The following is a 22624-nucleotide window of genomic DNA, read 5'->3' as shown; positions in this document are numbered from 1 at the left end:
CTCATCCGGCGGCAGATTGAATCACGCATCTGCCGCCGTTGCTGGCGACCCGTCGAGACGGGAACGCGAACGTCGGCATCGCCATGCGGGTTCATCGATCAAAATCGGTTGCAACAGTCAAAATACCTCTTTTCACCGGAATAACTCCGACATATAGATAACTCCGACAAAAGGCCGACACCATGGGTGCGGCCATGTTTGAAGGGGAGAGGGCCATGAGCCAGCGAATCGCGCGTTCTTCTTTGATGATGTCGGCCGGCGTTCTGGCCATCTCATTTGCTTCACCGTCGATCGCGCGCGGGGCGCCGCGGGCACCAGTCCCCATGCCGGCTGAAGCGGCCGTCACCGATGAAGGCATGCAGGCCCAGACGACCACACCGGACGACGCGACGGTGAGCGACGACATCGTCGTTACCGGCGTCCGCGCCAGCATCCAGGGTGCGCAATCGATCAAGCGCAACGCCACCGCGGTCGTCGACTCGATCGTGGCCGAGGATATCGGCAAGCTTCCCGACAATACGGTATCCGACGCGCTGCAGCGCGTGACCGGCATCCAGGTGTCGCGCTCGGCGGGCGAGGTCGGCACCGTGCTGGTGCGCGGCCTTCCCGATATCGAGACGCTGATCAACGGTCGCGAGGTGTTCACCGGCACTGGCCGTGGTGTCGCCCTGCAGGACATTCCGGCCGAGCTCGTCGCGGGCGTCGACGTCTACAAGACCAACCTGCCCGAACAGATCGAGGGCAGTGTGTCGGGCACGATCGACATTCGCTTGCGCCGGCCGTTCGATTTCGCCGGTTTCCAGATCGCCGGCAGTGCGCGGGGCATCTATTCCGAACAGCGCGACAAGGCGAGCTACATCGCCAGCGGCCTGATCAGCAATCGCTGGGAAACGGGGATCGGTGAAATCGGCCTGCTGGTCGGCGCCTCCTACAACAAGCGCAAATATCAGGACCAGACCGCGTTCAATTTCGGGTTCAATTCGCTGTCGGCCACCGATCCGACCCAGATCCCGGACACGGTCGGCGGGCTTGTCACCGATGGCGACCGCAGCCGCCCGGCGTTCAACGTCTCGCTGCAGTGGAAGCCGACACCCGATCTCGAGTTTTACGCGGACGGCATCTTCACTGGCTATCGCCAGGATTATGACGTCGATTTCTTTGTCGGCCTGCCCAAGGCGGGCGCGGTGACGGTCACGTCGGTACAGCCCGGATCCGCCCAGTCGTCCGAAACCGGGAACCGCCCGGTCGCCAAGACGATCACCACCCGCGACAATTTCACCATCACCAGCAAGCAGACCTTTCACCAGAAGACCGATGGCTATCAGGCCAATTTCGGCGGGCGCTACACCGCGGGCCGTGCGGTTTTGTCAGGCGAATTCACCTATAACGACAGCACCGTGACCAACCGGCAATATGTCGTCGATACGGCATTCGTCGTGCCGCGCATCGATTATGATTTCGACAAGGGCGGCACGCCGAATCTGAACTTCAACGGGTTTGACTTCACCAAGCAGGGCAACCTCAATTTCCTGACCCTGTTCGACAATTACAATGTCCAGAAGAGCCGCCAATATGCCGCGCATGGCGACCTTCTTTATACGTTCGACGGCGGCTTCCTGAAGAACTTCAAGGTCGGTGCGCGGTACGCCCGGCGGACCGGGTCATCGGCTGCCACCAATCCGCAGGGCTATCCGATCCCGTTCGTGTCGATCAACGGCTATGCGGGTGCCGGCACCAATGCGCCTGACGGCATCATCGACGGCGCGCTCGGCGTCGATAATTTCGCGCTCACCGACACCGGCTGGCTCCGCGACAATATCGATGTGCTGCGCGGGCTCGCCGGACGTCCGGCGGGCGTGCCGGCGTTCGATCCGGCGCAGGTCTTCCGGCTCAGGGAAGCGGTCTATGCCACCTATGGCCAGGTCGCCTTCGGGTCCGATGGCGGCCTGCCGTTCGATGGCTTGATCGGTATGCGGATCGTCAACACCGTGACCGACCTGAATGCGGTTCAGGTGACCAACACCCCGACCGGCGCGGTGCTTTCGCCGATCGTCGGCAAACGCAACGTCGTCGATTTGCTGCCCAGCCTGTCGCTGAAATTCCGGCCGAGGGACGATGTCGTGCTGCGTCTGGTCGCGGGCCGCGCAATCCTGCGTCCGCAATTCTCCGCGCTGAATCCCGCGATCAGCCTCACCCAGAGCGGGCAAACCGGGGGTTCCAGTACGTTCGGAACGGGATCGGGCGGCAATGCCGATCTGGAGAATGTGCGGGCCTGGAATTTCGACGCGACCGCCGAATGGTATTTCGCCAACACCGGATCGATCACCGTCTCGGGTTTCTACAAGAAACTCGAGGGCTATATTCAGACCTATGCCGGGATCGAGCAACTCACCGCGGCGAACGGCACGCTGCAGAATTTCCTCGTCACCCGCCCGCGCAATACCTCGAACGGCGATCTGAAGGGGGTCGAGGTCGCGGCCACCGCCTTTGCCGATTTCCTGCCGGGCGCGCTGTCGGGCTTTGGTGCGCAGGTCAGCGGGACCCTGTCGGAAGGGAAGGTCGACGATCCGTTCAACCCCGGGCAAAAGCAGGACATCACGCCGGTTTCCAAATATTCCTACAATCTGATCGGCATCTACGAGAAATACGGGCTTTCGGTGCGCCTCGCCTATAATTGGCGCAGCAGCTATACCGACAGCTATTCGCAGGTTCTCGCGGGCGGCAAGATCAGGGTGAAGCCGATCGGCTTCCTCGATCTGTCGGCAAGCTATGCCGTGAACGATGCGATAACGCTGACCCTGGACGCCACCAACCTGACCAACGCCACCTATCGCGACAATTTCGGCACCACGGCATACGAACCGCGCGATACGCGCCAATATGATCGCACCTTCGGCGGCGGCGTCCGCTTCAAGTTCTGATCGTGCGCAACCTGCTCCTGTCGCTACTCGCGGCGGCATTGATGTCCGCCGCCGGGCAGGCGCAGCAACCGGCATTGTTCGCGGACCGGATGCAGGGCGACCTTGCCCCGGTCCACGATCCCGCGATCATCAGCGACGGGGACAGCTTCTATGTGTTCAGCACCAGCCGGGAAGGCGAGCCGCCCGGGCTGATCCATATCCGCACCTCAAAGGATCTCGTCACCTGGACTCGCGCGGGCGCGGTGTTCGATGCGATCCCGGACTGGGCGAAGCGAGAGGTGCCCAAGGCCAGGGGCATATGGGCGCCCGACGTGCGGTTCGCGAACGGCGAATACCGGCTCTATTATGCGATTTCGTCCTTTGGCGAGAATCATTCGGCGATCGGTCTCGCGACGAGCCCGACGCTCGATCCGGCCAGGCCGGATTATGGCTGGAAGGATCGCGGCGCGGTGCTCGTCTCGACTCTCCGGGACGACTACAACGCCATCGATCCCGCCGCGTTCGTCGATCGCGACGGCAAGGCGTGGCTCGCATTCGGCAGCTTCTGGACCGGGCTCAAGATGACCCGCCTCGACTCCGCGACGGGCAAACCGTCAGCGGAGGACAGGATCGTCCACGACCTTGCACGGCGCCCGTCGCCCGGTGCGGTCGAGGCGCCGTTCCTGATCGACCATGGCGGCTATTATTATCTCTTCGCCAGCTACGACTTTTGCTGCCGCGGCGCGGCCAGCAGCTATTACACCGTCGTCGGTCGGTCGAAGGACGTGATCGGTCCTTATCTCGACGCGGACGGCAAGCCGATGACCAGGGGCTTCGGACAGATCGTGCTGCACGGCCAGCTCGACGCGACGAAGCGCTGGCGCGGCCCCGGTGGCGTCTCGATCCTGCGCGAAGGCGGGCGCGACCTGATCGCATGGCACGCCTATGACGCGACGAAGAAGGGCGTGCCGACGTTACGCATCGCACCGATCGCCTGGACAGCCGATGGCTGGCCCGTCGTTCGCCAATGACTGATGGAAGGACCCGGTCGTGAAGCTCACCCGCCGCACTCTCCTGGCCGCCGTCGCAGCCGCACCGATCGCGGGCACGGCGTTCGCGCGGCGACCTGCGCGAGGCGCGATCACCAACCCGCTGGTGCGCAATCGCGCCGACGCGCAGGTTTTCCGCCATATCGACGGCTTCTACTACATGACCGGCTCGGTACCCGAATATGACCGCCTCGTCCTGCGCCGGTCACGAACGCTTGCCGGACTCGCCACGGCTCCGGAACGGGTGCTCTGGCGGCATCTCGCCAATGGGCCGATGTCCGGCTTCATCTGGGCGCCCGAACTCCACCTGATCGGGGGGCAATGGATCATGTATTTCGCCGCGGGCCCAAGCGGCGGCGGCGAGGACGTGTTCCGGATCCGCACCTATGCGGTCGCCTGCGACGGCAAGGACCCGATGACCGGCGGCTGGGCAGTGCTTGGCCAGCTCCAGACGCCGTGGGACAGCTTCAACCTGGATTCGACGAGCTTTGTCCATCGCGGCACGCGCTATCTGTGCTGGGCGCAACGCGAACCGGGGATCGAGACCAATTCGAACCTTTATCTCGCGCCGCTCAAGACGCCGCTGACGCTGGCGGCACAGCCTGTGCGATTGTCGGTGCCCACGCTCGACTGGGAAATCCGGGGCTTCAAGGTCAACGAAGCGCCGGCGATGCTCGCGCGCAACGGCCGGGTGTTCCTGACCTATTCGGCGAGCGCCACGGATTCGCGCTATTGCATGGGCATGCTCACCGCCGACGCCAAGGCAGACCTGATGCGCGCGGACTCCTGGACCAAATCCCAGGTGCCGGTCTTCGCCACCTCGCCCGAACATCATATTTACGGTCCGGGGCACAACAGCTTCACTGTCGATGAGCAGGGGCGTGACATGCTGGTCTATCATGCGCGCGATTACGACAAGATCGTCGGCGACCCGTTGTTCGACCCCAATCGCCATACGCGCGTCCAGCCGATCGCCTATCGCGCCGACGGCACGCCCGATTTCGGCCAGCCGCGCGCGAACGGGCCGTTGCGCCGATGATCGACCGCACCGCACGGTGCCGAACTGTACCGGTTGCGTCCCGCTGCATGAAATGGGCCGCCCTGCTGGCCGCCGTCGCGATCGCCATGGCGCCCATACAGGCCCCGGCCCAACCCGCACCGATACTTGACGCGCACCGCATCGCGGTCGAGCGGTTCGGTAACGATGCGTCCTGGTATGAGGAACGCATTCCGTTTCTCGAAACCTCCGACCCGATGCTCGATGCGGTCTATTATTATCGCTGGTCGGTGTTTCGCGCCCATCAGCGCGATCTCGGCGCACCGGGCTATATCACGACCGAGTTCCTGGATGATGTCGGCTGGCAGCGCGAGCCCTATGCGAGCCTGAATGACGCGACCGGCTTCCACCTGGCGGAAGGCCGGTGGCTGCGCGACCGGCGCTTTGCCGCGGACTATATCGATTACATGTATCAGGACGGCAACGACCGTCACTTTTCGGACTATATGGCGGACGCCGTGTGGAGCCGCTATCTCGTCGATGGCGATCGGACCGAGGCACTCCGCCATCTCGGCGCGATGCGGTTGCTCTATGGCCAGTGGAGCGACCGGCTCGACCGGAGCAAGGGGCTGTACTGGATCGAGCCGCTGCTCGATGCGACGGAATACACCATCGCCTCGATCGAGGCGTCAGGCGGCAAGGACGGCTTTACCGGGGGCAATGCGTTCCGCCCCTCGATCAACAGCTATATGTTCGCCAATGCCCGCGCCCTTTCGCGGCTCACCGCGCTGGCTGGAGACCCCGATGTCTCGGTCGACTATGCCGCGCGCGCGGTGGCGATCAAGACGCGCGTTCAGGAAGATCTGTGGAGCCCCGCGCTCACGCATTTCATCGATCGCTTCAAGGTCGACAACGAGTATGTGAAATATTGGCAGCCCATCCGTGGGCGCGAGCTGGTCGGCTATGTCCCCTGGGCGTTCGACCTGCCCGATGACGATGTCGCTTATGCCGCGGCATGGCGACACCTTCTCTCGCCGCAGGAACTCGGCGGCCCCGCGGGCCTGCGCACGGTAGAACCCAGTTACGACTATTATATGCGGCAATATCGCTACGAGGGCGCGCGTCCCGAATGCCAGTGGAACGGGCCGGTCTGGCCGTTCCAGACCACGCAGGTGCTCGCGGGCATGATCAATCTGCTCGATCATTATCACCAGTCGGTCGTGACGCGGGGCGATTTCCTGCGCCTGCTCAGGCAATATGCCGCGCTTCACTATCAGGACGGCAGACTGGATCTCGAGGAGGATTATGATCCCGCGACGGGCAAGCCGATCGTCGGGCTGGCGCGGAGCCATCATTATTTCCATTCAGGCTTCAACGATCTGATCCTGACCGGCGTGGTGGGCATCAGGCCGCGCGCCGACGACATGCTCGAGATCAATCCGCTGCTGCCGGCGACCGGCGATCCCCAGGCGCTGCACTGGTTTCGCGCGGAGAGGATACCCTATCATGGCCATCTGGTGTCGGTGACATGGGACGTGGACGGCGCGCATTTTGGCAGAGGGCCGGGCTTGCGCGTCGCGGTCGACGGCCGGGAGGTCGCCGCCCGGCCGACGCTCGGGCGCATCACGCTACCCGTGGCGCGGCTGGCGCCGCCGCGGATCGATCGGCCAGTCAACCGGGCGGTTCAACTGGTCAGGGGTGCGTTTCCCAGGCCAGGCGCGTCCGGGAACATGGATGCGGAATCGCTTCACGACGCGGTCGATGGCCGCATCTGGTATTTTCCCGAAATGCCGAACGGCTGGACGTCGCCGAAAGACAGCGCAACGCCGTGGTTCACTATCGACTTCGGGAAGGCGCTGGAGGTGTCGCGCGCCGAACTGGCCTTTGCCGCGGGAAATGGCGTTGTCGCGCCGCTTGATTACACCGTCGAACGGTGGACCGGAACGGGATGGCGGGCCCTGGACGCAGACAAGCAGGCGCCGCGCGGGAACGGCGTGACGCATGTCGCCTGGCCGTCCGTTGCAACCGACAGGATCAGGGTTTCTTTCCGGGTGCCGCGGAACGAAGCGATGCGGCTGGTCGAGCTGAAGATATTCTAGGCCTGCCCGGATCAGGCTCCGGCGCCGAGCTGCTCCTCCAGCCAGTCGTTGGTGATGCAGTCGATCACCAGATGGACCCGGTCGGTCGTACCGCGATTGGCGACGCTGTGCGGGTCCGACAGGCGCAGATACCAGGCGCTGCCCGGCTCCATCACGACGGGCACCCGGTTGACCATGAATTCGACCTGCGGGTTGGTGGTGATCGGGACATGGATGCGCGCGGTGCCCCATTCGGCGGCCAGGTCGTAGTCGAAATGCTCCTTGATGATCGATCCCGGGGTGAGCCGCATCAATCGCACCGTCTGGAGACCGCACTGGAACCAGTCGATCGCGGCACGGATGGCGGGTGCCGCATCGAGCAATGGGCTATAGGCATAGTCCGTGACGGAGGGGTCCGAATACGCCTGGAGGATCGGATGCGTGGCGCTCGCCGAGTAGCGCAGCGGCAGCACGCTCCAGTCGCCCTCGTAATTCTGCGTCACGAAATGATCGACCCAGGTCGCCCCGGCGATCCGCTGCAAATCCTCGGCCAGCCGATCGCCGTCGAAGGTGACGGGCAGGCGCACCCGATCGGCGTAGATCAAGGGCGATTGGCTCTGCATTATTAGCATGATAGGCAAATCATCCAGCGCGGGCGCGACGCCCGTTTCCGGATCAGCCTATCGGCCGCGGGGGCGGTTGGAAAGAAGTCGTTCGCGGTCCTTCATGACAGACACCAGCCTTCTCGACGCGGCCGCACCGATCGACCGCTTTCGCGCCCTGTTGATGGCCGATCCCGCGCTCCAGCAACGACTGAGCGCGATCAGCGACCAGAATCTGTTCGTCGACGCGCTGGTCGCCGCCGCTGCGGATCTGGGCATTGCGATCCAACGGGACGAGGCCCATGCGGCGCTGAAACCAGATCCGCTCGGCATCTGGCGCTTCAGCGGCGCGCCGGTCACCAGCCAGACGGCGCCCGACGGCGACTGGTTGCCGGTCGCGATCGTACCGAGCGGCGGTACGCTGGCGGTGGACTGGGTCCATTTCGCCGGACGTCCGCTGTCGGATTCCTTCTTCGAGGATTCGCTGCGCCGGGCGCGCTATCTTCCGCTCAACCGGCTCGTGCGTCCTCGCACGCCGCTTCAGACGCTTGGCGCGCCGGACGGCGTGGACCTGCGGGCGCCGGCGGGCTTCGTTTTCCACCAGTCGCGCTGCGGATCGACCCTGGTCGCGCAGATGCTCGCGGCCGATCCCCGCAACGTCGTCATATCGGAGGCGGCGGCGATCGATTCGATCGTGCAACTCGCGGCGGCGCGGACCGATGTGCCGACCGAGCAGCGCGTTGCCCTGCTGCGCATGATCGTCGGCACGCTCGGCCGGGACCGGCTGGACGGCGGCGGGCAGTATGTCGTCAAGCTCGACAGCTGGCACACGTTGGCGCTGCCGCTGTTCCGGCTCGCCTTTCCCGATACGCCCTGGATCTTCCTGTATCGCGATCCGGTCGAGATCCTGGTGTCGCACGCGCATATGGCCGGGGCGCAGACCGTCCCCGGCGCGATGCCCTTCGAACCCTATGGCATTGAGAACGCGGCGGAGATGCTGCCGGACGATTACGCCGCCCGGGCACTCGGGCGGACCGCCGCGGCGGTGATCGAGCATCTCGGCCTGGGCGGCGGCATGCTGGTCAACTATGCCGAACTGCCCGATGCCGTCGAGACACGGATCCTCCCGCATTTCGGCATTGTCCCCGACGAGCAGGCACGGGCCGCACTGGCGGCGGCGTCCACGCGCAATGCCAAGGCGCCGTCCGAACGGTTCGCGCGGGACAGCGACAAGAAGCAGCAGGCGGCGAACGACGCGCTTCGCGCCAATGCGGTGCTCCATATGGACGAGCCCTATCGCCTTCTCGAAGGGCTTCGCCACGCCGGCGAAAAATGAGCGCGATCTTCGGCATCGTCCGCTTTGACGGTGAGTCCGCATCCGCGCGCGAACTCGATCGGATGGGCAAAATCCTCGCCCATCGCGGCCCCGACGGCAGACGCGCGGTGGTCGACGGCGCTGCCGGGCTGGGCCATTGCCTGCTTCGCGTGAACCGTGAGGACTGGTCCGAGGCCCAGCCCATCCAGGACGGCGGACTGACCCTCGTCGCCGATTTACGGCTCGACAATCGCGAAGTGCTGGCGGAACGCATCGGCATCGCCGCCGACATGCTGCGCGATATGCCCGACAGCGAGGTGCTGCTCGCCGCCTATCGGCGTTGGGGCGAGGCATGCGTTGAACACCTGCTCGGCGACTTCGTCTTCGCGATCTGGGACGCGCGGGCGCGTTCGCTGTTGATCGGCCGCGACCCGATGGGTCAGCGCGGCCTGTACTTCCACCATGGCGAGGGCTTCTTCGCCTTTGCCAGCGAAGTGAAAGCGCTTTGGGCGGTGGAAGGCGTGCCGCGCCGACTTTCGGACCTGGGCATTGCCCAGCGCGTGCTCGGGCCGCTCGATCCTAACCCGGGCAGCACGATCTACGAATCGATCAGTATCGTCGGCGGGGGCACTTCATTGCGCCTTAACCCGGACGGGACCGTGTCGACGCGCCGTTATTGGGAACCCCATGCCGCGCCGGAACATCTCGGCCGCGACGAGGCATATTATGTCGACGCGTATCGAGACGTGGTGACCGAGGCAGTGGCGTGCCGCGTCCGCCGGCTGGCTCACGCGCCCGGGCTCTGCTTCAGCGGCGGGTTCGACAGCGGCAGCATCGCGGCGATTGCCGGCCCGATCGTTGCGGCGCAGGGTCGCCGCATTGTCGCGATTGCTTCGGTTCTGGACCAGGGCGAGCGCCGGCTGGTCAGCGACGCCCGCGCCGCGGTCGAGGCCTTCCGACCCTATCCCTATCTCGATCTCCATTATTATGTCCGGGGGGAAGAGGGGGTGTTCAGCGACATCGAGACCAGCTTCGCGATGACCGACGAGAATGCCGGAACGCCCTATGTCCGGCGCGGTCTGCTCCGCATCGCGGCCTCCGCGGGCGCTCGGCTTGTGCTCGACGGGCATGGTGGCGACTATACCGTCAACACGAATGGCAAGGCGATGCTCGGGCGAATCCTGCGCCGCGGCAAGCTGGGGCGCTTCGTGCAGGAGTTTCGCCTGCGCGTCCGGGTGGCGGGGCGCACCTGGCAGCAGGTCGTGCGTCACGATGTCCTGCCGGCGTTCCGCCTTTCACCGGCATCTCGCTTAGGACAACTCCTGTACCGGCCGACGCCGGCCTGGCGTATCCGCCCGGTCAATCCGACTTTCGCCAGGGCAATGTTCGCGGCCGGCGCCATCAACCCGGCGCGCTTACGCAATGACCGGGTACCACATTATCGTTGGCGTGCCTTCTGCCTGCACCATCTGCGCAAGGTGGCCGCGATGCAGCCGACTCACCCGACCCTGGCGGCGGCGCATGGTCTGGATTTCTCGCGTCCCTTCCACGACAGGCGTGTGGTGGAACTTGGCCTGGCCATCCCGGAGTCACTGGAGTTCCGGGACGGCCTTGAACGCCATCTGGCGCGCCGCGTTTTCGCCGACATCCTGCCGGCGCAACTGGTGGCGCGCGGGCCCGGCAATGATGCCGAGGACCCCGACATGTTTCGCATGGCGAAGGAGAGCGCGCCCGCCGCGCTCGCCGAGGCGCGGCGGCTGGATCGCGACGGGAGGATATCCCGCTATCTTGATCTCGACAGGATCGAAACGATGCTGTCCCAGGCGGACGAGGCTCGGAAGCCGGGACACGCGGCGGTATACACTGCAGCTCGGGCGACAGCCCTTGCGCGCTTCATCGCCTGGTTTGACTCGAGCAACCGATGACGGGAGAGGCCGCGCGGCCGGTTCGCGCCGAGAATTATGGCCTGAAGATCAGGATCCGTAGGGGCCTGAAAAGGTCGTGCTGCCGTCCGGCGGATTATCACCCACATGAGCCTCGGCGTTCTGGGCCACCGATACGATGACGCGCGGCGTCGACCAGGGCTTGCGCGACTCCGTCTCGATAACATCCATCGAGGCTTCCGACAGGTCGATAGGCGTGATTGACGTCATGACGAAAGATACCCCCCATGGCGCATTTGCACCGTACAGCTAATCATCCGACTATGACAGAACCGAAAATATCGCGCAACAGGGCGGACCCAAGCTGTCGTGCCTATTGTGCGATTCTAAGGTCCGATTCGGGCGTAGTCGCGATATCCTAAATATATACTTGTGCTTGATCATGCGGTTAGCAGCCACTCTTCGGCCGACAAGAAGCAGAGCCGACTTTGGCTGCTATTTGCTATTGAGTCTTTGGGAGGCACGGTTACAACCGCCGGGTCAACACTCGGGGGGCCTGGTGCTGCTTGACGCTGCGCCCTCTGAAGAACGCGTGAGGGGCTGCCATGACGCAACCATTTATCGGCGAGATCAGGTTCTTTGGGTTCAATTTTCCGCCGCGTGGATGGGCAAGCTGCGCCGGACAGCTTCTTTCGATCCAGCAAAACCAGGCGCTGTTCTCGTTGCTCGGCACCACGTATGGCGGCAACGGCGTCCAGACCTTCCAGCTTCCCGATCTGCGCTCCAGGACCCCGATCGGCGTGGGCAATAACGGCCCGTTTGGGAGCTATGCTCTAGGTCAGATCTCCGGCCAGGAGAATGTGACCCTGCTCATAACGCAGATTCCGCAGCACAATCATTTCCTGGTGGGTACCACGATGACCGCCACGCACCGGCCGCCGATCGGGCGTACCCTGGGGGCGGATACGTCCGACACCGTCGATTTCTATGCGTCCGGCGGCACGCCAGTACCGCTTGATCCTGCTTCGGTCGCGACAGCGGGCGGCAGTCAGCCGCACAGCAATTTGCAGCCCTATACCACGCTGAATGCCTCCATCGCGCTCCAGGGGCGGTTCCCGTCACGGAATTGAGGTTTGTGAAGCGCGGCAGAACGGCACGGAGGACGAAATGAGCAATCCCTTTCTTGGTGAAATCAGAATGTTTGCGGGCAATTTCAACCCGCGCGGCTGGGCTTTCTGCGCGGGGCAACTGCTGCCTATCGCGCAGAACGATGCGCTCTATGCCTTGCTCGGAACGACTTATGGCGGCGATGGCATCACTACCTTCGGCCTTCCCGACATGCGCGGGCGCCTGCCGATCAACCAGGGCCAGGGGCCAGGCCTTTCAAACTATGTCATCGGTCAGATGGCGGGAACCGAAACCGTTACACTGGCGGTGACGCAGATGCCCGCCCACAGCCACTCGCTTTCTGCGACGACCGCGACGGCAAATCAGCCCGCACCCACCAACACGTCGTTCCCGGCCACGCTCGTCGGCACCGCCGAGATTTACGCGATCCCCGGGGCGAATCCGCTCAAGCAGGGTGCGTTGAACCCCAACAGCATCAGCGCGACAGGTGGCAGCCAGCCGCACAATAATTTGATGCCGATCATGGCCATCAACTTTATCATTGCGCTGGAAGGCGTTTTCCCCAGCCGCAACTAATTCGGAGAGAGACCGTGACGGCACCATATATTGGCGAGATCAGGATCTTTGCTTTCAACTTCCCACCGGTGGGCTGGGCATTCGCGGCGGGGCAGATCCTCCCTATCCAGCAGAACACTGCCTTGTTTTCCCTCCTTGGCACTACCTATGGCGGCAATGGCACGTCGAACTTCGCCTTGCCGAACATGATCGGTATCGCGCCGGTCGGCCAGGGTAACGGCCCGGGGCTCTCTCCCTATGTACTGGGCGAAGTCGCCGGCACGACGACGGAAACGCTCCTGACGACCGAGATGCCGGCCCACAATCATGGCGTGACGTTCGCCTCGCCTAATCCTTCGAACCAGGCGCAGACAGTGGGAACTCCGGCGAGCAACGCCTTTCTTTCGGCTTCGGGACCTGGCTTCGCCTATACGGCTCCTCCGATAACGCCCGGGACGCTGGTAAACTTCGCGCCAACGGCGATCGGTTTCAACGGCGGCAACCTGCCGCATGAAAACCGACAGCCCTATTTGACGCTGAATTACTGCGTCGCGCTGCGAGGCATTTTCCCGCCGCGCAACTGATCGGACTGATTCGGTGACACAGGACAAGGGGCCGTCGGCATTCGTCCTGCCGGCGGCCCTGCTTGCAGAAGGCTATCGTCTGCGTCCGGAGACGGAAGACGACACCGTCTTCCTGATGCAGCTCTTCGCTACCACACGCATGGCTGAGCTCGAGCAGACGCCGTGGACCGCGGACCAGAAATGGGCGTTCGTTGCGCAGCAGTTCGAGCTGCAGCGGCTGCATTATCGCACCCATTACGCCGATACATGGTTCGATGTGATCGAACAGAACGGCATAGCTGCGGGCAGGTTGTACCTCCAGGAAGTCTCTGGTCAGTTCCGCATCATCGACATCGTGATGATGCCCGAATGGCGCGGCAAGGGCGTCGGGACGGCAATCCTCGAAGCGCTGATGGACACTGCCCGCGCCGCGGGCAAGGACATCGATATCTTCGTCGAGAAGTTCAATCCCGCCCTTGCCTGGTATCGCCGCCTTGGCTTCAGGGAGTTCGAGGATATGGAAGTCTATCTGGAAATGCGCTGGAGCGCCGACGCACCGGTCGCGTGAACGCCGGTCGCGGTGACGACCGGCGAGCGTCGCTCAGTTGAATGTTGCGCAATACTCCACGCCGGTCTCGTTCTCGCCCGTCGGCACGATGAAGATGACGAGATCCCCCATGTCGTCATGGCGGAACTGGTACATGCCTTGCGGCAAGACCTCGCCGGCGCGACGGAACATGAGCTGAAACGGAGGGCGGCTATCCTGCGCACTGGCCTTCAGCGCCTTGGCCTCTTCCAGCACGAGCTCGAGCGGCGGCAGGCCCTCTGCCACGATCGAAAAATTCGTGCCGACATGCGGCTCGAAATCCTCAAATTCCTTCGTTTCGACAACCATGTCCGCCATCTGGCACTCCGCTCGATCCGGCGATCCCCCGCCGTGTGATGATGATTGAGTGCCCCAAGCGCCCAGTACAATCAAGCGGGCGGCAATCGGCCCCAACGTGCGATACAACCGTTTTGGCTGTGCTGGCAGAATCAGACGAAGCAGCCCAATTCGGCGAAATGCGGCGCCACCGGATAGCCGGTGACCTTCACCCCCGCGGCATCGAGCCAGGCATGAGCGTCGATCGGCTTCGCGTCGCTCTTGCCCGCGCCGAAATGCATCACGCTGGCAATGCCGCGCCGGCGCAGCATCGCATGCGCGGCCATCGCCTGTTGCAGGCAGACGGACCGGAACGGCATCCACGGCGCGCTGGCCCGCACCGCCCAGCCGACCTCCTTGGCGATGCGCGCCTGTTCCTCGCCAACACCCTGGGCCTGAATCGCGACGCGCGGATCGTTCGGCGGCACAAAGGCACCGAGCCCCCTGGCGATGCGTCGGAACGGAAAGATCGCCAGCGTCACGCGCGCCGCGAGCATGCTCGCCGACGCTTCGGCCACCAGCAGTTGGCGCCGCGGTCCGAGCGTCAGCGCGGTGCGGAGCTTATGCGTGATCGATCGCGACGGCGCCATGCTTCTCCATCTCCGCCAGAAAACTGCCCACCTCGGCCTCGCAATCCTCGGGCGACACCTCGAACTCGCGCACCAGCGCCGCACAGACCGTGGCGATGTCGGCGGGCGTCTCGATCAGCTCCCAGATGCGCGCGCCGACTTCGTTCATGCCGATATATTTGCCGTGCTCGGGGCTCATCATCATAATCTCGTCGCCCACGCGCGCGCTGAGCCAGTCTCCCTTCCGCTCGATCAACTCGCGATCCTTTCTTCACCCGCACCCGACAATGGATAACCCAACCGTTTCATCATCGCCGCATGGTCGGTCTCGATCCGGGCGACCTGATCCGGCGTGAGTTCATCATGCCATGCGCCTGATACGCCGCGCCGGAAGAAACCGCCACCCGGTCGCGCACGCGGCGCCTCCCGGAATCCGCGTTCGAGTTCCTGCTTCCTGAGTTCGTCGAAATCGGCGAAGCGCGCCGCCTGGGCTGCCTCCTCCGCCGATACGTCGACACCGGCAAAGGCGAGCGCCGTGCGGAAGATGCCGCCCGCATCGGCCTGGAGATCCTCGTAGCGTACGAGATGGAGCGGCAAGTCGGCCTGGTCGAGCCAGCTGTGATTATAACCGCTCCAGCCCGGCAATTGCTGGCGAAGCTGGCTGGGCTGCCGATCACGCTCGCCGCCGAAACTGGCGTCGGCCTTGCTCATGAACTGGATCGAGTCGTCGATCGACTTCGTACCATGATTCGCCAGGCTCGGCGCGACATCGCGTGGATCGCGCACGATCAGGATCGCGCCGTCAGCCCCTTTCAGCCCACCCAGCAGCGGCTCGCCGTCGCTGGTATAGGTCCAGGCATCATGGGTCTTCATGAAGCGGACGCCGCCGATCGTCGCTTCCCGGTCCTCAGCTTGTTCCTCGCCGCCCTGTGCGATCGACGCATAGACCCGCGGCCGCAACCGGTCGCATTCTTCGTGGGTCAGCAGGCCCGAAGGGAACAGCATCGCATTGTCGAACCAGGCGCGCGCGCTGGCGATGCCCCCCTGATGCGGCAGGTCGTTGATATCGACCGGCGCATCCTGCCGCAGGTTCGCGACCAGCAACCGGAACCAGGTGTTGCCCGATTTCGGATAGGAGGCGAGCCAGAAATTCTTCTTCAAGCGGCGCGCTCCAGCAGGCCGAGCTCGCGCCAATGTCCCTCGAGCCAGTCCATCACCACCGGCATCTGAGTGAAGTCCATCTCGCGCGTCAGCGTGAACACGCCCGCGCGTTGCGAGATGGTTGCCGCTGCCTGGAAATAGAGATCGGCCTGCGCCATGCGCCGGACCATCGCGGGGCGATAGGCATTGTTGCGCACCATCAGCCCGCCATCGACGATGTTGGGCCGCGCGATTCCGGGCACGTGCGGCGGGCGCGCTTCGCGCAGCACATAGATGGCCGATAGCGGCAGCGCGGCGGCGGTCGCGGCGCGCGGCTCGACATAATATTTCTGGATCGCCGGGCGCACCGGCGCGGCGCGGCGCGCGCTCAGCGAGAGCCGGTCGATCGAATTCTGCCACAGCTTCAGCTGCCGCCCGTCCGGTTCGACCCAGGGCCTGCCATCGGCGTCGGTCGCGATGCCGCAGAAATCATCGGTGACCAGATCGTATCCGGCATCGACAAGGGCGGCCGCGAGAGTCGATTTGCCCGCGCCGGAGGGGCCGCAGAACAGCACCGCGGAATCGCGCACACGCACCGCGCTCGCATGCAGCACGATGCGGCCGCGCTGGTGCAGCAGGATGCCGAATCCCGTACTGCTGATGAAGATCGTCGCTTCTTCGATCGAGCTGCCGTCCGCCAGCGCGAACAGAATCTCGCGTCCGCCGGTCAGCAGGATCCGCACCACGCCCGGAATGTCGAACAGGAACCGGTCCCCGGAGATCTGCCAGTTCACCCCGCTGGTCTCGGCATCGGCGAGCGCCGAGGGCACGTCACCGGCGCGGATCGTAACGTCGGCACCCTGGAGGGTGTCCGGTTCCAGCGCGATCAGGCCCGGCAGGGCGAGCTCGCTGGCAACGTTAAGGCCCGAAACCAGATAGGAAAACAAAAGCGCACCCCTGACATCTCGTCGGCGGGACAATGGCCGCGGCGACACTGCACGCGTTCTGATCGATAGCTGCCCGTGCCGCAACCATTGGACAGCGATTTCGCCGAGTCGCGCCGGGCAAATACTGGCGCGCCGCCGCGTGCTGCGGCATGGAGGCGCGATGAACCCGATCTACGCGTCGCTCGGCACCACCATCTTCGAGGCTATGTCGGCCCGTGCGCGGGAGACCGGCGCGATCAATCTCGGCCAGGGCTTCCCGGATGGCCGCGGGCCGGAGGACGTCCTTGCCGAGGCGGCCCGGGCGCTGCTCGAGGACTCGAACCAGTATCCGCCGATGCCCGGCACCGCGGCGCTGCGCCAGGCGGTTGCCGATCATTATGCCGTGCATCAGGGCCTCGATCTCGTTTCCCAGGAAGTGATCGTCACCTCGGGTGCGACCGAGGCACTGGCCGCCGCGATCCTCGCGCTGGTCGCGCCGGGCGACGAAGTGGTGATGTTCCAGCCGCTCTACGACGCCTATCTCCCGCTGGTCGAACGTGCGGGCGGCGTGGCGAAGCTGGTCCGGCTCGAGCCGCCCGCATGGCGCATCACCGCCGAGGCGCTGGCGGCCGTTTCAGGTCCGCGCACGAAACTGCTGATCCTCAACAATCCGCTCAACCCCACTGCCACGATGATGACGGAGGCGGAGTTGTCGCTGCTCGCCGAGTTCTGCGTGAGCCATGATGCGATCGCGATCTGCGACGAGGTGTGGGAGCATGTCGTGTTCGACGGCGCCGCGCACCGCCCGCTGATCGCCTATCCGGGCATGCGCGAGCGGACGGTCAAGATCGGGTCGGCCGGCAAGATCTTCTCGCTGACCGGCTGGAAGGTCGGCTGGATGTGCGCCGCGCCGCCGATCGCGCAGGTGCTGGCCAAGGCGCACCAGTTCCTCACCTTCACCACGCCGCCCAACCTCCAGACGGGCGCGGCGTACGGGCTGGGCAAGGATCCCGCCTATTTCACCCAGATGCGCGCCGGCTATCAGCGCTCGCGCGACCGCCTCGCCTCGGGCCTGGAGAAACTCGGCTACGCCGTGCTGCCCAGCGCGGCGACCTATTTCCTCGCGATCGACCTGCCGCGCTCGGGCGTGAACATGGATGATGTCACCTTCTGCAACTGGCTGATCGAGGAGGCCGGGGTGGTGTCGGTGCCGTTCTCGGCCTTTTACGCGAAGGATGCGGTGACGAGCGTGGTGCGGCTGTGCTTCGCCAAGCAGGATGCGACGCTGGATGCTGCGCTGGAGCGGATGGTCAGGCGACCGTGAGCATTTCGGCGCGGACTTTTGTCATGCCCCTATCGCATTTTGCGCACCGACATGATGTGACGACTATAAATAAATACTTATTTATCAGTTTATTACCTGAGATGCGGAAATCGGCCTTCTGTTGGAAAGAGTGACATTAATCGTCCACTTTTTCCAACAGACCACGCTCGGTGAGGTAGCCGGTGACCAGCCGCGCCGGCGTCACGTCGAAGGCTGGATTGGCTGCGCCTGACGCCGTCACGCGGATGCTGCCGCCTTCGCCCGTGACATGAGTCACCTCGTCGGCGCTGCGTTCCTCGATCGGGATGTCGGCGCCGGTGGCCGTCCCCGCATCGAAGGTCGTATAGGGCAGCGCCACATAGAAGGGCACGTCATTGTCCTTCGCCGCCAGCGCCTTCAGATACGTCCCGATCTTGTTGCACACATCGCCATTGACGGTGACGCGGTCGGTACCGACGATCACGGCATCGACCTGGCCCTGCATCATCAAATGCCCGCCGGCATTGTCGGCGATTACCGTATGCGGCACGCCGTGCCCGGCCAGCTCGAACGCGGTGAGAAGGGCGCCCTGGTTGCGCGGGCGCGTCTCGTCGACCCAGACATGCACCGGAATGCCGGCGTCATGCGCGAGGTAGATCGGCGCTGTCGCGGTGCCGTAATCGACGGTCGCCAGCCAGCCGGCATTGCAATGAGTCAGGATGTTGAGCGGACGATCCGGATTCTTTGCGTGCAGGTCGCGGAAGAGTTCGAGCCCATGCTCGCCGATCGCGCGGTTGAGCTCGACATCCTCGTCGCAGATCGCATCGGCGCGCGCAAAGGCAGCGGCGGCGCGCTCGGCCGGGGGCAGGGGGCGCACCGTCTCGACCAGCTTGTCGAGCGCCCAGCGCAGATTGACCGCGGTCGGCCGTGCGGCGAGCAGGGTCGCATAGGCGGCGTCGAGCGCGTCGTCGGACCCGTCCTCGGCCAGCGCCATCGCCAGGCCATAGGCCGCGGTCGCCCCGATCAGCGGCGCGCCGCGCGTCCACATCTCGCGGATCGCGCGCTCGGCCTCGGCGGCGCTGCGCAATTCGACCCAGACGATCTTCCACGGCAATTCGCGCTGATCCATGATGCAGGCGCCGCGCCCGTCCCCGGTGCGCCGGATCGATCGCTGGTGCGCGCCGTCGAGCTTCATGCCGTGATGTCCCCGAAATTGGCGATGTCGCCCGTGCCGCCGTCGCGATCGATCAGCAGGGCCTGCATGCCGGCCGCGCGCGCGGCGGCGATTTCCTGCGGCGTATCCGACAGGAACAGGATGTCGCCCGGTTCGAGCCCGATCGCGCCGGCGATCGCGGCATAGGACGCTGCTTCGCGCTTCGGCCCGGTGGTGGTGTCGAAATAACCCGAGAAGAGCGGCGTCAGATCGCCGGCGTCGCTATGCCCGAACAGCAGTTTCTGTGCTGCGACCGAGCCCGACGAGAATATGTAGAGGGCGATCCCCGCCGCGTGCCAGCGCCGTAGCGCCGCCACTGCATCATCATAGATATGGCCGGTGAACGCGCCCTCGCGATAGCCGTCCTCCCAGATCATGCCCTGCAACGTCTTGAGCGGCGTCGCCTTGCGATCCTCGTCGATCCAGCGCGTCAGGGTCGCGACCGGATCGCCCGGTTCCGCCGCCGCCACCTCTGCGAGGATCGGCGCGGCCGCATCGGGGTGCGCTGCGACGAACGCCGGCAACCGCTCGCGCGCATAGGGGAACAGCGTTTCCGCCACGAAGGCGATGCTCGAGGTGGTGCCCTCGATATCCGTCAGGATCGCCTGCGGCATTCAGGCGAGTGCAGGTTCGTGGCGCGGAAAGCGATCGGCGATGCTGTCGCCCGTGAAGCTCGCGACCCAGCCGTCCGGATTGACGAACAGCCGGATCGCGGTGAAGCGCGGGGCAGGGCCCATGTCGAACCAGTGCTTCATGCCGGCGGGCACCGAGATCAGATCGCCTTTGGTGCACAGCATGTTGAACACCCGCCCGCCCTCATGCAGCGTGAACAGCCCCTCGCCATCGACGAAGAAGCGTACCTCGTCCTCGCCATGGGTATGTTCAGACAGGAATTTCCCGCGCAGCGTTGCGCGGTCGGGATGGTCGGGCGCGAGCGCCACCACGTCGACCGACTGGTAACCGGCCTCGGCCTTCAGCGTCTCGATCTCCGGCGCATAGACCTCGAGGATCGCCGCTGCATCGGGCAGGGGACGCGTCGGCCAGCGCTCGAACCGCACCCCGATCGTGGCCAGCTCGGCGGCGATCGTCTCGCCGTCCGATGTGTCGAGCAGCGGGGCGGTGCCGTCCTGCTCGTCGAACACCTGCAAATGGCTCATGCTTCGCTCCCTCTGCGGAAACCCGCCTCGGCCAGCTCGGCGGCGATCATCCATTCGACCGCCTCGATCACCCGCTCCGCCTCGGCCATGTCGCGGCCCCAGCCGTACAGGCCGTGGCTGCGGATAAGATAGGCCGGCACCGCGCCCGGCGCCAGCAATCGCGGCGCCATTGCGGCATCGATCACGGCCATGTCCTGGCTGTTGTCGACGATCGGCAGGCTGATGCTCGCCTCGTGCGTCAGGATGCCGGGCAGCGCCTTCAGCATCTCATGTCCGGCGAGGGTGTAGCCGTGGAGATCGGGAAAGGCGCGGCTCAGCCCGACCGCGGCGGGCGAATGGCTGTGCAACACGGCGCCTGCATCGGGAAAGTCGCGATAGAGCGCGAGGTGCAGCGCGGTCTCGGCCGACGGCTTCTTGCCGTCGAGCGACGCGCCGGCCGCATCGACGCGCATCACATCGTCCTCGGTCAGCCGCCCCTTGTGCCGCCCCGACACGGTCACCGCGAAGCTGCCATCGTCCAGCCGCATCGAATAATTGCCGGCGGTCGCGGGGGCCCAGCCCTTGCCGTCGAGCCAGCGCCCGACCGCGACGATCGCAGCCCTTGCGTCAAGCATGCTGACCGCCATGGACGCGCGTCCCTCAAGGAAAAAATGGAGCGGGTAGCGGGAATCGAACCCGCGTATTCAGCTTGGAAGGCTGCTGCACTACCATTGTGCTATACCCGCGCTGAGGGCGAATTACCGGCAAGGGCCGGCGGGCGCAAGCCGTCCTGGTGTCCTGACTCCGAAGTTCGTACGATTACAAAATTGCCGTCATGCTGAACTTGTTTCAGCATCCAACGCTCCACAAGCGGCGGTATTGGTTGTTGCACATTGGATGCTGAAACAAGTTCAGCATGACGGAATTCAAATAATGATCAAACGAACTTCGGCTCCAGTACGTTAGAACCGCATCTCGTCATAGACCTTCGAGACATCGCCGCCCCAGGGCCCATGATATTTGTCGAGCAGCACCTGCGCCGGCACCTTGCCCGAGCGTACGATCTCGCGCAACGGATCGAGGAAGCCCGTCTCGTTGCTGCCCGAGGCGTCGAAGCGCGCGCGCGCCGCAAGGCCGCCATTGGCGATGTCGAGCACTTCGCCCGCGATATCGCGCAGCTTGCCGCCCCCGGGGATCGGCGCATCGAGCGCCAGCTTCGGCACCGCATCGCGCAACGCCTGGCGCTCCTCGATCGTCCAATGCTTCACCACATCCCATGCCGCATCGAGCGCGGTACCGTCATAGAGCAGCCCGACCCACAGAGCGGGCAGGGCGCAGATCCGGCCCCAGGGCCCGCCATCGGCGCCGCGCATCTCGAGGAAGGTCTTCAGCCGCACTTCGGGAAAGGCGGTGGAGAGATGGTCGTTCCAGTCGTCGAGCGTGGGCAGCTCGCCCGGCAGCACCGACAGCTCGCCCTTCAGGAAATCGCGAAAGCTCAACCCCGCCGCGTCGATATAGCGACCGTCGCGGTAGACAAAGTACATCGGCACATCGAGCGCGTACTCGGTGTAGCGATCATAACCGAAGCCGTCCTCGAACACGAAAGGCAGCATGCCGGTTCGCGCGGGATCGGTGTCCGACCAGATATGGCTGCGGTACGAGAGCATGCCGTTGGGCTTGCCCTCGGTGAAGGGCGAGTTGGCGAACAACGCCGTCGCCAGCGGCTGCAGCGCGAGGCCGACCCGGAACTTCTTCGCCATGTCGGCTTCGGTTTCGTAATCGAGATTGACCTGGATGGTGCAGGTCCTGAGCATCATGTCGAGGCCCATCGTGCCGACGCGCGGCATGTGCCGCAGCATGATCGCGTAGCGGCCCTTGGGCATTATCGGCAGCTCGGCGCGGGTCTTGTCCGGCCACATGCCCATGCCGAGGAAGCCGATGCCGAACTTGTCGCCGATCGCCTTGACCTGTTCCAGGTGGCGGCCGGTCTCGGCGCAGGTCTCGTGCAGATTGTCGAGCGGCGCGCCGGAGAGCTCGAACTGGCCGGCGGGCTCCAGGCTGATCGCACCGTCGGGGCCGGCCAGCGCGATGACCTTGCCGCCTTCCTCGACCGGACGCCAGCCGAACTCGGTCAGCCCGTCGAGCAGATCGCGAATGCCGCCCGGCTCGTCATAGCTCGGCGCGTGATGGTCGGAGAGGGAATAGACGAACTTCTCGTGCTCGGTGCCGATCCGCCAGCGATCGACCGGCTTCTCGCCCCGGGCGAAGCTCTGGACCAGCTGGTCGCGGTGTTCGATGACCGCTGCGTTGCTCTTTGAAACGGTCTTCGTGCTCATGGCGGCGCT

Annotated in this window: 23 protein-coding genes, 1 tRNA gene and 1 pseudogene; 11 read left to right on the top strand and 14 right to left on the bottom strand. The window is 64.9% G+C overall.

The annotated features are described in order from the left end of the window. Positions 1–91 precede the first annotated feature (91 nt). Positions 92–406, bottom strand: coding sequence for a hypothetical protein (locus AC1DX5_RS00600; RefSeq protein WP_465172043.1), 315 nt, complete (start codon positions 404–406; stop codon positions 92–94). On the opposite strand from AC1DX5_RS00600, the gene AC1DX5_RS00595 reads away from it, so the two are divergent. From AC1DX5_RS00595 to AC1DX5_RS00580, 4 genes and pseudogenes are all read left to right on the top strand, one after another. After that, entirely contained in the window at positions 393–2921 is a 2529-nt protein-coding gene (locus AC1DX5_RS00595; RefSeq protein WP_478013729.1) for a TonB-dependent receptor, read from the top strand. The genes AC1DX5_RS00600 and AC1DX5_RS00595 overlap by 14 nt on opposite strands. Positions 2922–2923: 2 nt before the next feature. Beyond that, positions 2924–3931 (top strand): arabinan endo-1,5-alpha-L-arabinosidase, encoded by a 1008-nt coding sequence (locus AC1DX5_RS00590; protein WP_478013728.1) that lies wholly within the window; start codon positions 2924–2926, stop codon positions 3929–3931. Between the two features lie 19 nt (positions 3932–3950). After that, positions 3951–4979, top strand: a pseudogene (locus AC1DX5_RS00585) (glycoside hydrolase family 43 protein); the annotation flags it as partial. Positions 4980–5035: 56 nt separating this feature from the next. Next, positions 5036–7045, top strand: coding sequence for an MGH1-like glycoside hydrolase domain-containing protein (locus AC1DX5_RS00580; RefSeq protein ID WP_478013727.1), 2010 nt, complete (start codon positions 5036–5038; stop codon positions 7043–7045). A gap of 11 nt (positions 7046–7056) precedes the next feature. Here the strand turns inward: AC1DX5_RS00580 and AC1DX5_RS00575 are convergent, their stop codons facing one another. Continuing rightward, positions 7057–7629, bottom strand: coding sequence for an aspartyl/asparaginyl beta-hydroxylase domain-containing protein (locus AC1DX5_RS00575; protein ID WP_478013726.1), 573 nt, complete (start codon positions 7627–7629; stop codon positions 7057–7059). Between the two features lie 121 nt (positions 7630–7750). Between AC1DX5_RS00575 and AC1DX5_RS00570 the strand changes: the two genes are divergently transcribed. Together AC1DX5_RS00570 and AC1DX5_RS00565 are read left to right on the top strand one after the other, a co-directional pair. Further along, positions 7751–8962, top strand: a complete 1212-nt coding sequence (locus AC1DX5_RS00570; protein ID WP_465172048.1) for a hypothetical protein — start codon at positions 7751–7753, stop codon at positions 8960–8962. Next, complete coding sequence (locus AC1DX5_RS00565) at positions 8959–10866, top strand: asparagine synthase-related protein (RefSeq protein WP_465172049.1); 1908 nt, start codon at positions 8959–8961, stop codon at positions 10864–10866. The genes AC1DX5_RS00570 and AC1DX5_RS00565 overlap by 4 nt, the downstream gene beginning before the upstream one ends. A gap of 48 nt (positions 10867–10914) precedes the next feature. Here the strand turns inward: AC1DX5_RS00565 and AC1DX5_RS00560 are convergent, their stop codons facing one another. Next, positions 10915–11094 (bottom strand): hypothetical protein, encoded by a 180-nt coding sequence (locus AC1DX5_RS00560; RefSeq protein ID WP_465172050.1) that lies wholly within the window; start codon positions 11092–11094, stop codon positions 10915–10917. 335 nt (positions 11095–11429) lie between these two features. Between AC1DX5_RS00560 and AC1DX5_RS00555 the strand changes: the two genes are divergently transcribed. From AC1DX5_RS00555 to AC1DX5_RS00540, 4 genes are read left to right on the top strand one after another with little or no spacing between them, the layout of a single operon-like run. Then, the gene (locus AC1DX5_RS00555; protein WP_465172051.1) at positions 11430–11954 is read left to right on the top strand and encodes a phage tail protein; all 525 of its coding nucleotides are present in this window, start codon (positions 11430–11432) and stop codon (positions 11952–11954) included. A gap of 37 nt (positions 11955–11991) precedes the next feature. Then, positions 11992–12528, top strand: coding sequence for a phage tail protein (locus AC1DX5_RS00550; protein ID WP_465172052.1), 537 nt, complete (start codon positions 11992–11994; stop codon positions 12526–12528). Positions 12529–12542: 14 nt separating this feature from the next. Beyond that, the gene (locus tag AC1DX5_RS00545) at positions 12543–13091 is read left to right on the top strand and encodes a phage tail protein (RefSeq protein WP_465172053.1); all 549 of its coding nucleotides are present in this window, start codon (positions 12543–12545) and stop codon (positions 13089–13091) included. A gap of 13 nt (positions 13092–13104) precedes the next feature. Beyond that, positions 13105–13638, top strand: a complete 534-nt coding sequence (locus tag AC1DX5_RS00540; RefSeq protein ID WP_465172054.1) for a GNAT family N-acetyltransferase — start codon at positions 13105–13107, stop codon at positions 13636–13638. A 33-nt stretch (positions 13639–13671) separates the two neighbouring features. Here AC1DX5_RS00540 and AC1DX5_RS00535 read toward each other — a convergent pair whose 3' ends face one another. From AC1DX5_RS00535 to AC1DX5_RS00515, 5 genes are all read right to left on the bottom strand, one after another. Further along, positions 13672–13974: a DUF6916 family protein gene (locus tag AC1DX5_RS00535; RefSeq protein ID WP_465172055.1), complete on the bottom strand. Its 303-nt coding sequence runs from the start codon at positions 13972–13974 to the stop codon at positions 13672–13674. A 131-nt stretch (positions 13975–14105) separates the two neighbouring features. After that, positions 14106–14582 (bottom strand): lasso peptide biosynthesis B2 protein, encoded by a 477-nt coding sequence (locus AC1DX5_RS00530; RefSeq protein WP_465172056.1) that lies wholly within the window; start codon positions 14580–14582, stop codon positions 14106–14108. Then, positions 14554–14817: a PqqD family protein gene (locus AC1DX5_RS00525; RefSeq protein ID WP_465172057.1), complete on the bottom strand. Its 264-nt coding sequence runs from the start codon at positions 14815–14817 to the stop codon at positions 14554–14556. Before AC1DX5_RS00525 ends, AC1DX5_RS00530 begins: the two co-directional genes overlap by 29 nt. Continuing rightward, positions 14814–15722 (bottom strand): sulfotransferase domain-containing protein, encoded by a 909-nt coding sequence (locus AC1DX5_RS00520; RefSeq protein WP_478013725.1) that lies wholly within the window; start codon positions 15720–15722, stop codon positions 14814–14816. The genes AC1DX5_RS00525 and AC1DX5_RS00520 overlap by 4 nt, the downstream gene beginning before the upstream one ends. Next, positions 15719–16648 carry an HPr kinase/phosphorylase gene (locus AC1DX5_RS00515; RefSeq protein ID WP_478013724.1) on the bottom strand — a complete coding sequence of 310 codons (930 nt, stop codon included), beginning with the start codon at positions 16646–16648 and terminating at the stop codon, positions 15719–15721. Before AC1DX5_RS00515 ends, AC1DX5_RS00520 begins: the two co-directional genes overlap by 4 nt. A 160-nt stretch (positions 16649–16808) precedes the next feature. Between AC1DX5_RS00515 and AC1DX5_RS00510 the strand changes: the two genes are divergently transcribed. Beyond that, entirely contained in the window at positions 16809–17951 is a 1143-nt protein-coding gene (locus AC1DX5_RS00510; protein WP_465172060.1) for an aminotransferase, read from the top strand. A gap of 136 nt (positions 17952–18087) precedes the next feature. On the opposite strand, the gene mtnA is transcribed toward AC1DX5_RS00510, so the two are convergent. The 6 genes from mtnA to AC1DX5_RS00480 all read right to left on the bottom strand — a co-directional run bounded on the left by mtnA (position 18088) and on the right by AC1DX5_RS00480 (position 22615). Continuing rightward, entirely contained in the window at positions 18088–19125 is a 1038-nt protein-coding gene (gene mtnA, locus AC1DX5_RS00505) for an S-methyl-5-thioribose-1-phosphate isomerase (protein ID WP_478013723.1), read from the bottom strand. After that, positions 19122–19757: an acireductone synthase gene (gene mtnC, locus AC1DX5_RS00500; RefSeq protein WP_478013722.1), complete on the bottom strand. Its 636-nt coding sequence runs from the start codon at positions 19755–19757 to the stop codon at positions 19122–19124. Before mtnC ends, mtnA begins: the two co-directional genes overlap by 4 nt. Beyond that, complete coding sequence (locus AC1DX5_RS00495; RefSeq protein ID WP_478013721.1) at positions 19758–20300, bottom strand: 1,2-dihydroxy-3-keto-5-methylthiopentene dioxygenase; 543 nt, start codon at positions 20298–20300, stop codon at positions 19758–19760. Then, the gene (gene mtnB / locus AC1DX5_RS00490; protein WP_478013720.1) at positions 20297–20914 is read right to left on the bottom strand and encodes a methylthioribulose 1-phosphate dehydratase; all 618 of its coding nucleotides are present in this window, start codon (positions 20912–20914) and stop codon (positions 20297–20299) included. The genes AC1DX5_RS00495 and mtnB overlap by 4 nt, the downstream gene beginning before the upstream one ends. Before the next feature lie 37 nt (positions 20915–20951). Next, positions 20952–21025 (bottom strand) — tRNA-Gly (locus AC1DX5_RS00485). 216 nt (positions 21026–21241) lie between these two features. Further along, positions 21242–22615 carry a glutamate--cysteine ligase gene (locus AC1DX5_RS00480; RefSeq protein ID WP_478013719.1) on the bottom strand — a complete coding sequence of 458 codons (1374 nt, stop codon included), beginning with the start codon at positions 22613–22615 and terminating at the stop codon, positions 21242–21244. Positions 22616–22624: the final 9 nt, after the last annotated feature.

This window comes from Sphingomonas sp. P2_B6 (assembly GCF_056404755.1).
This window is presented reverse-complemented; position numbering and strand designations above follow the sequence as displayed.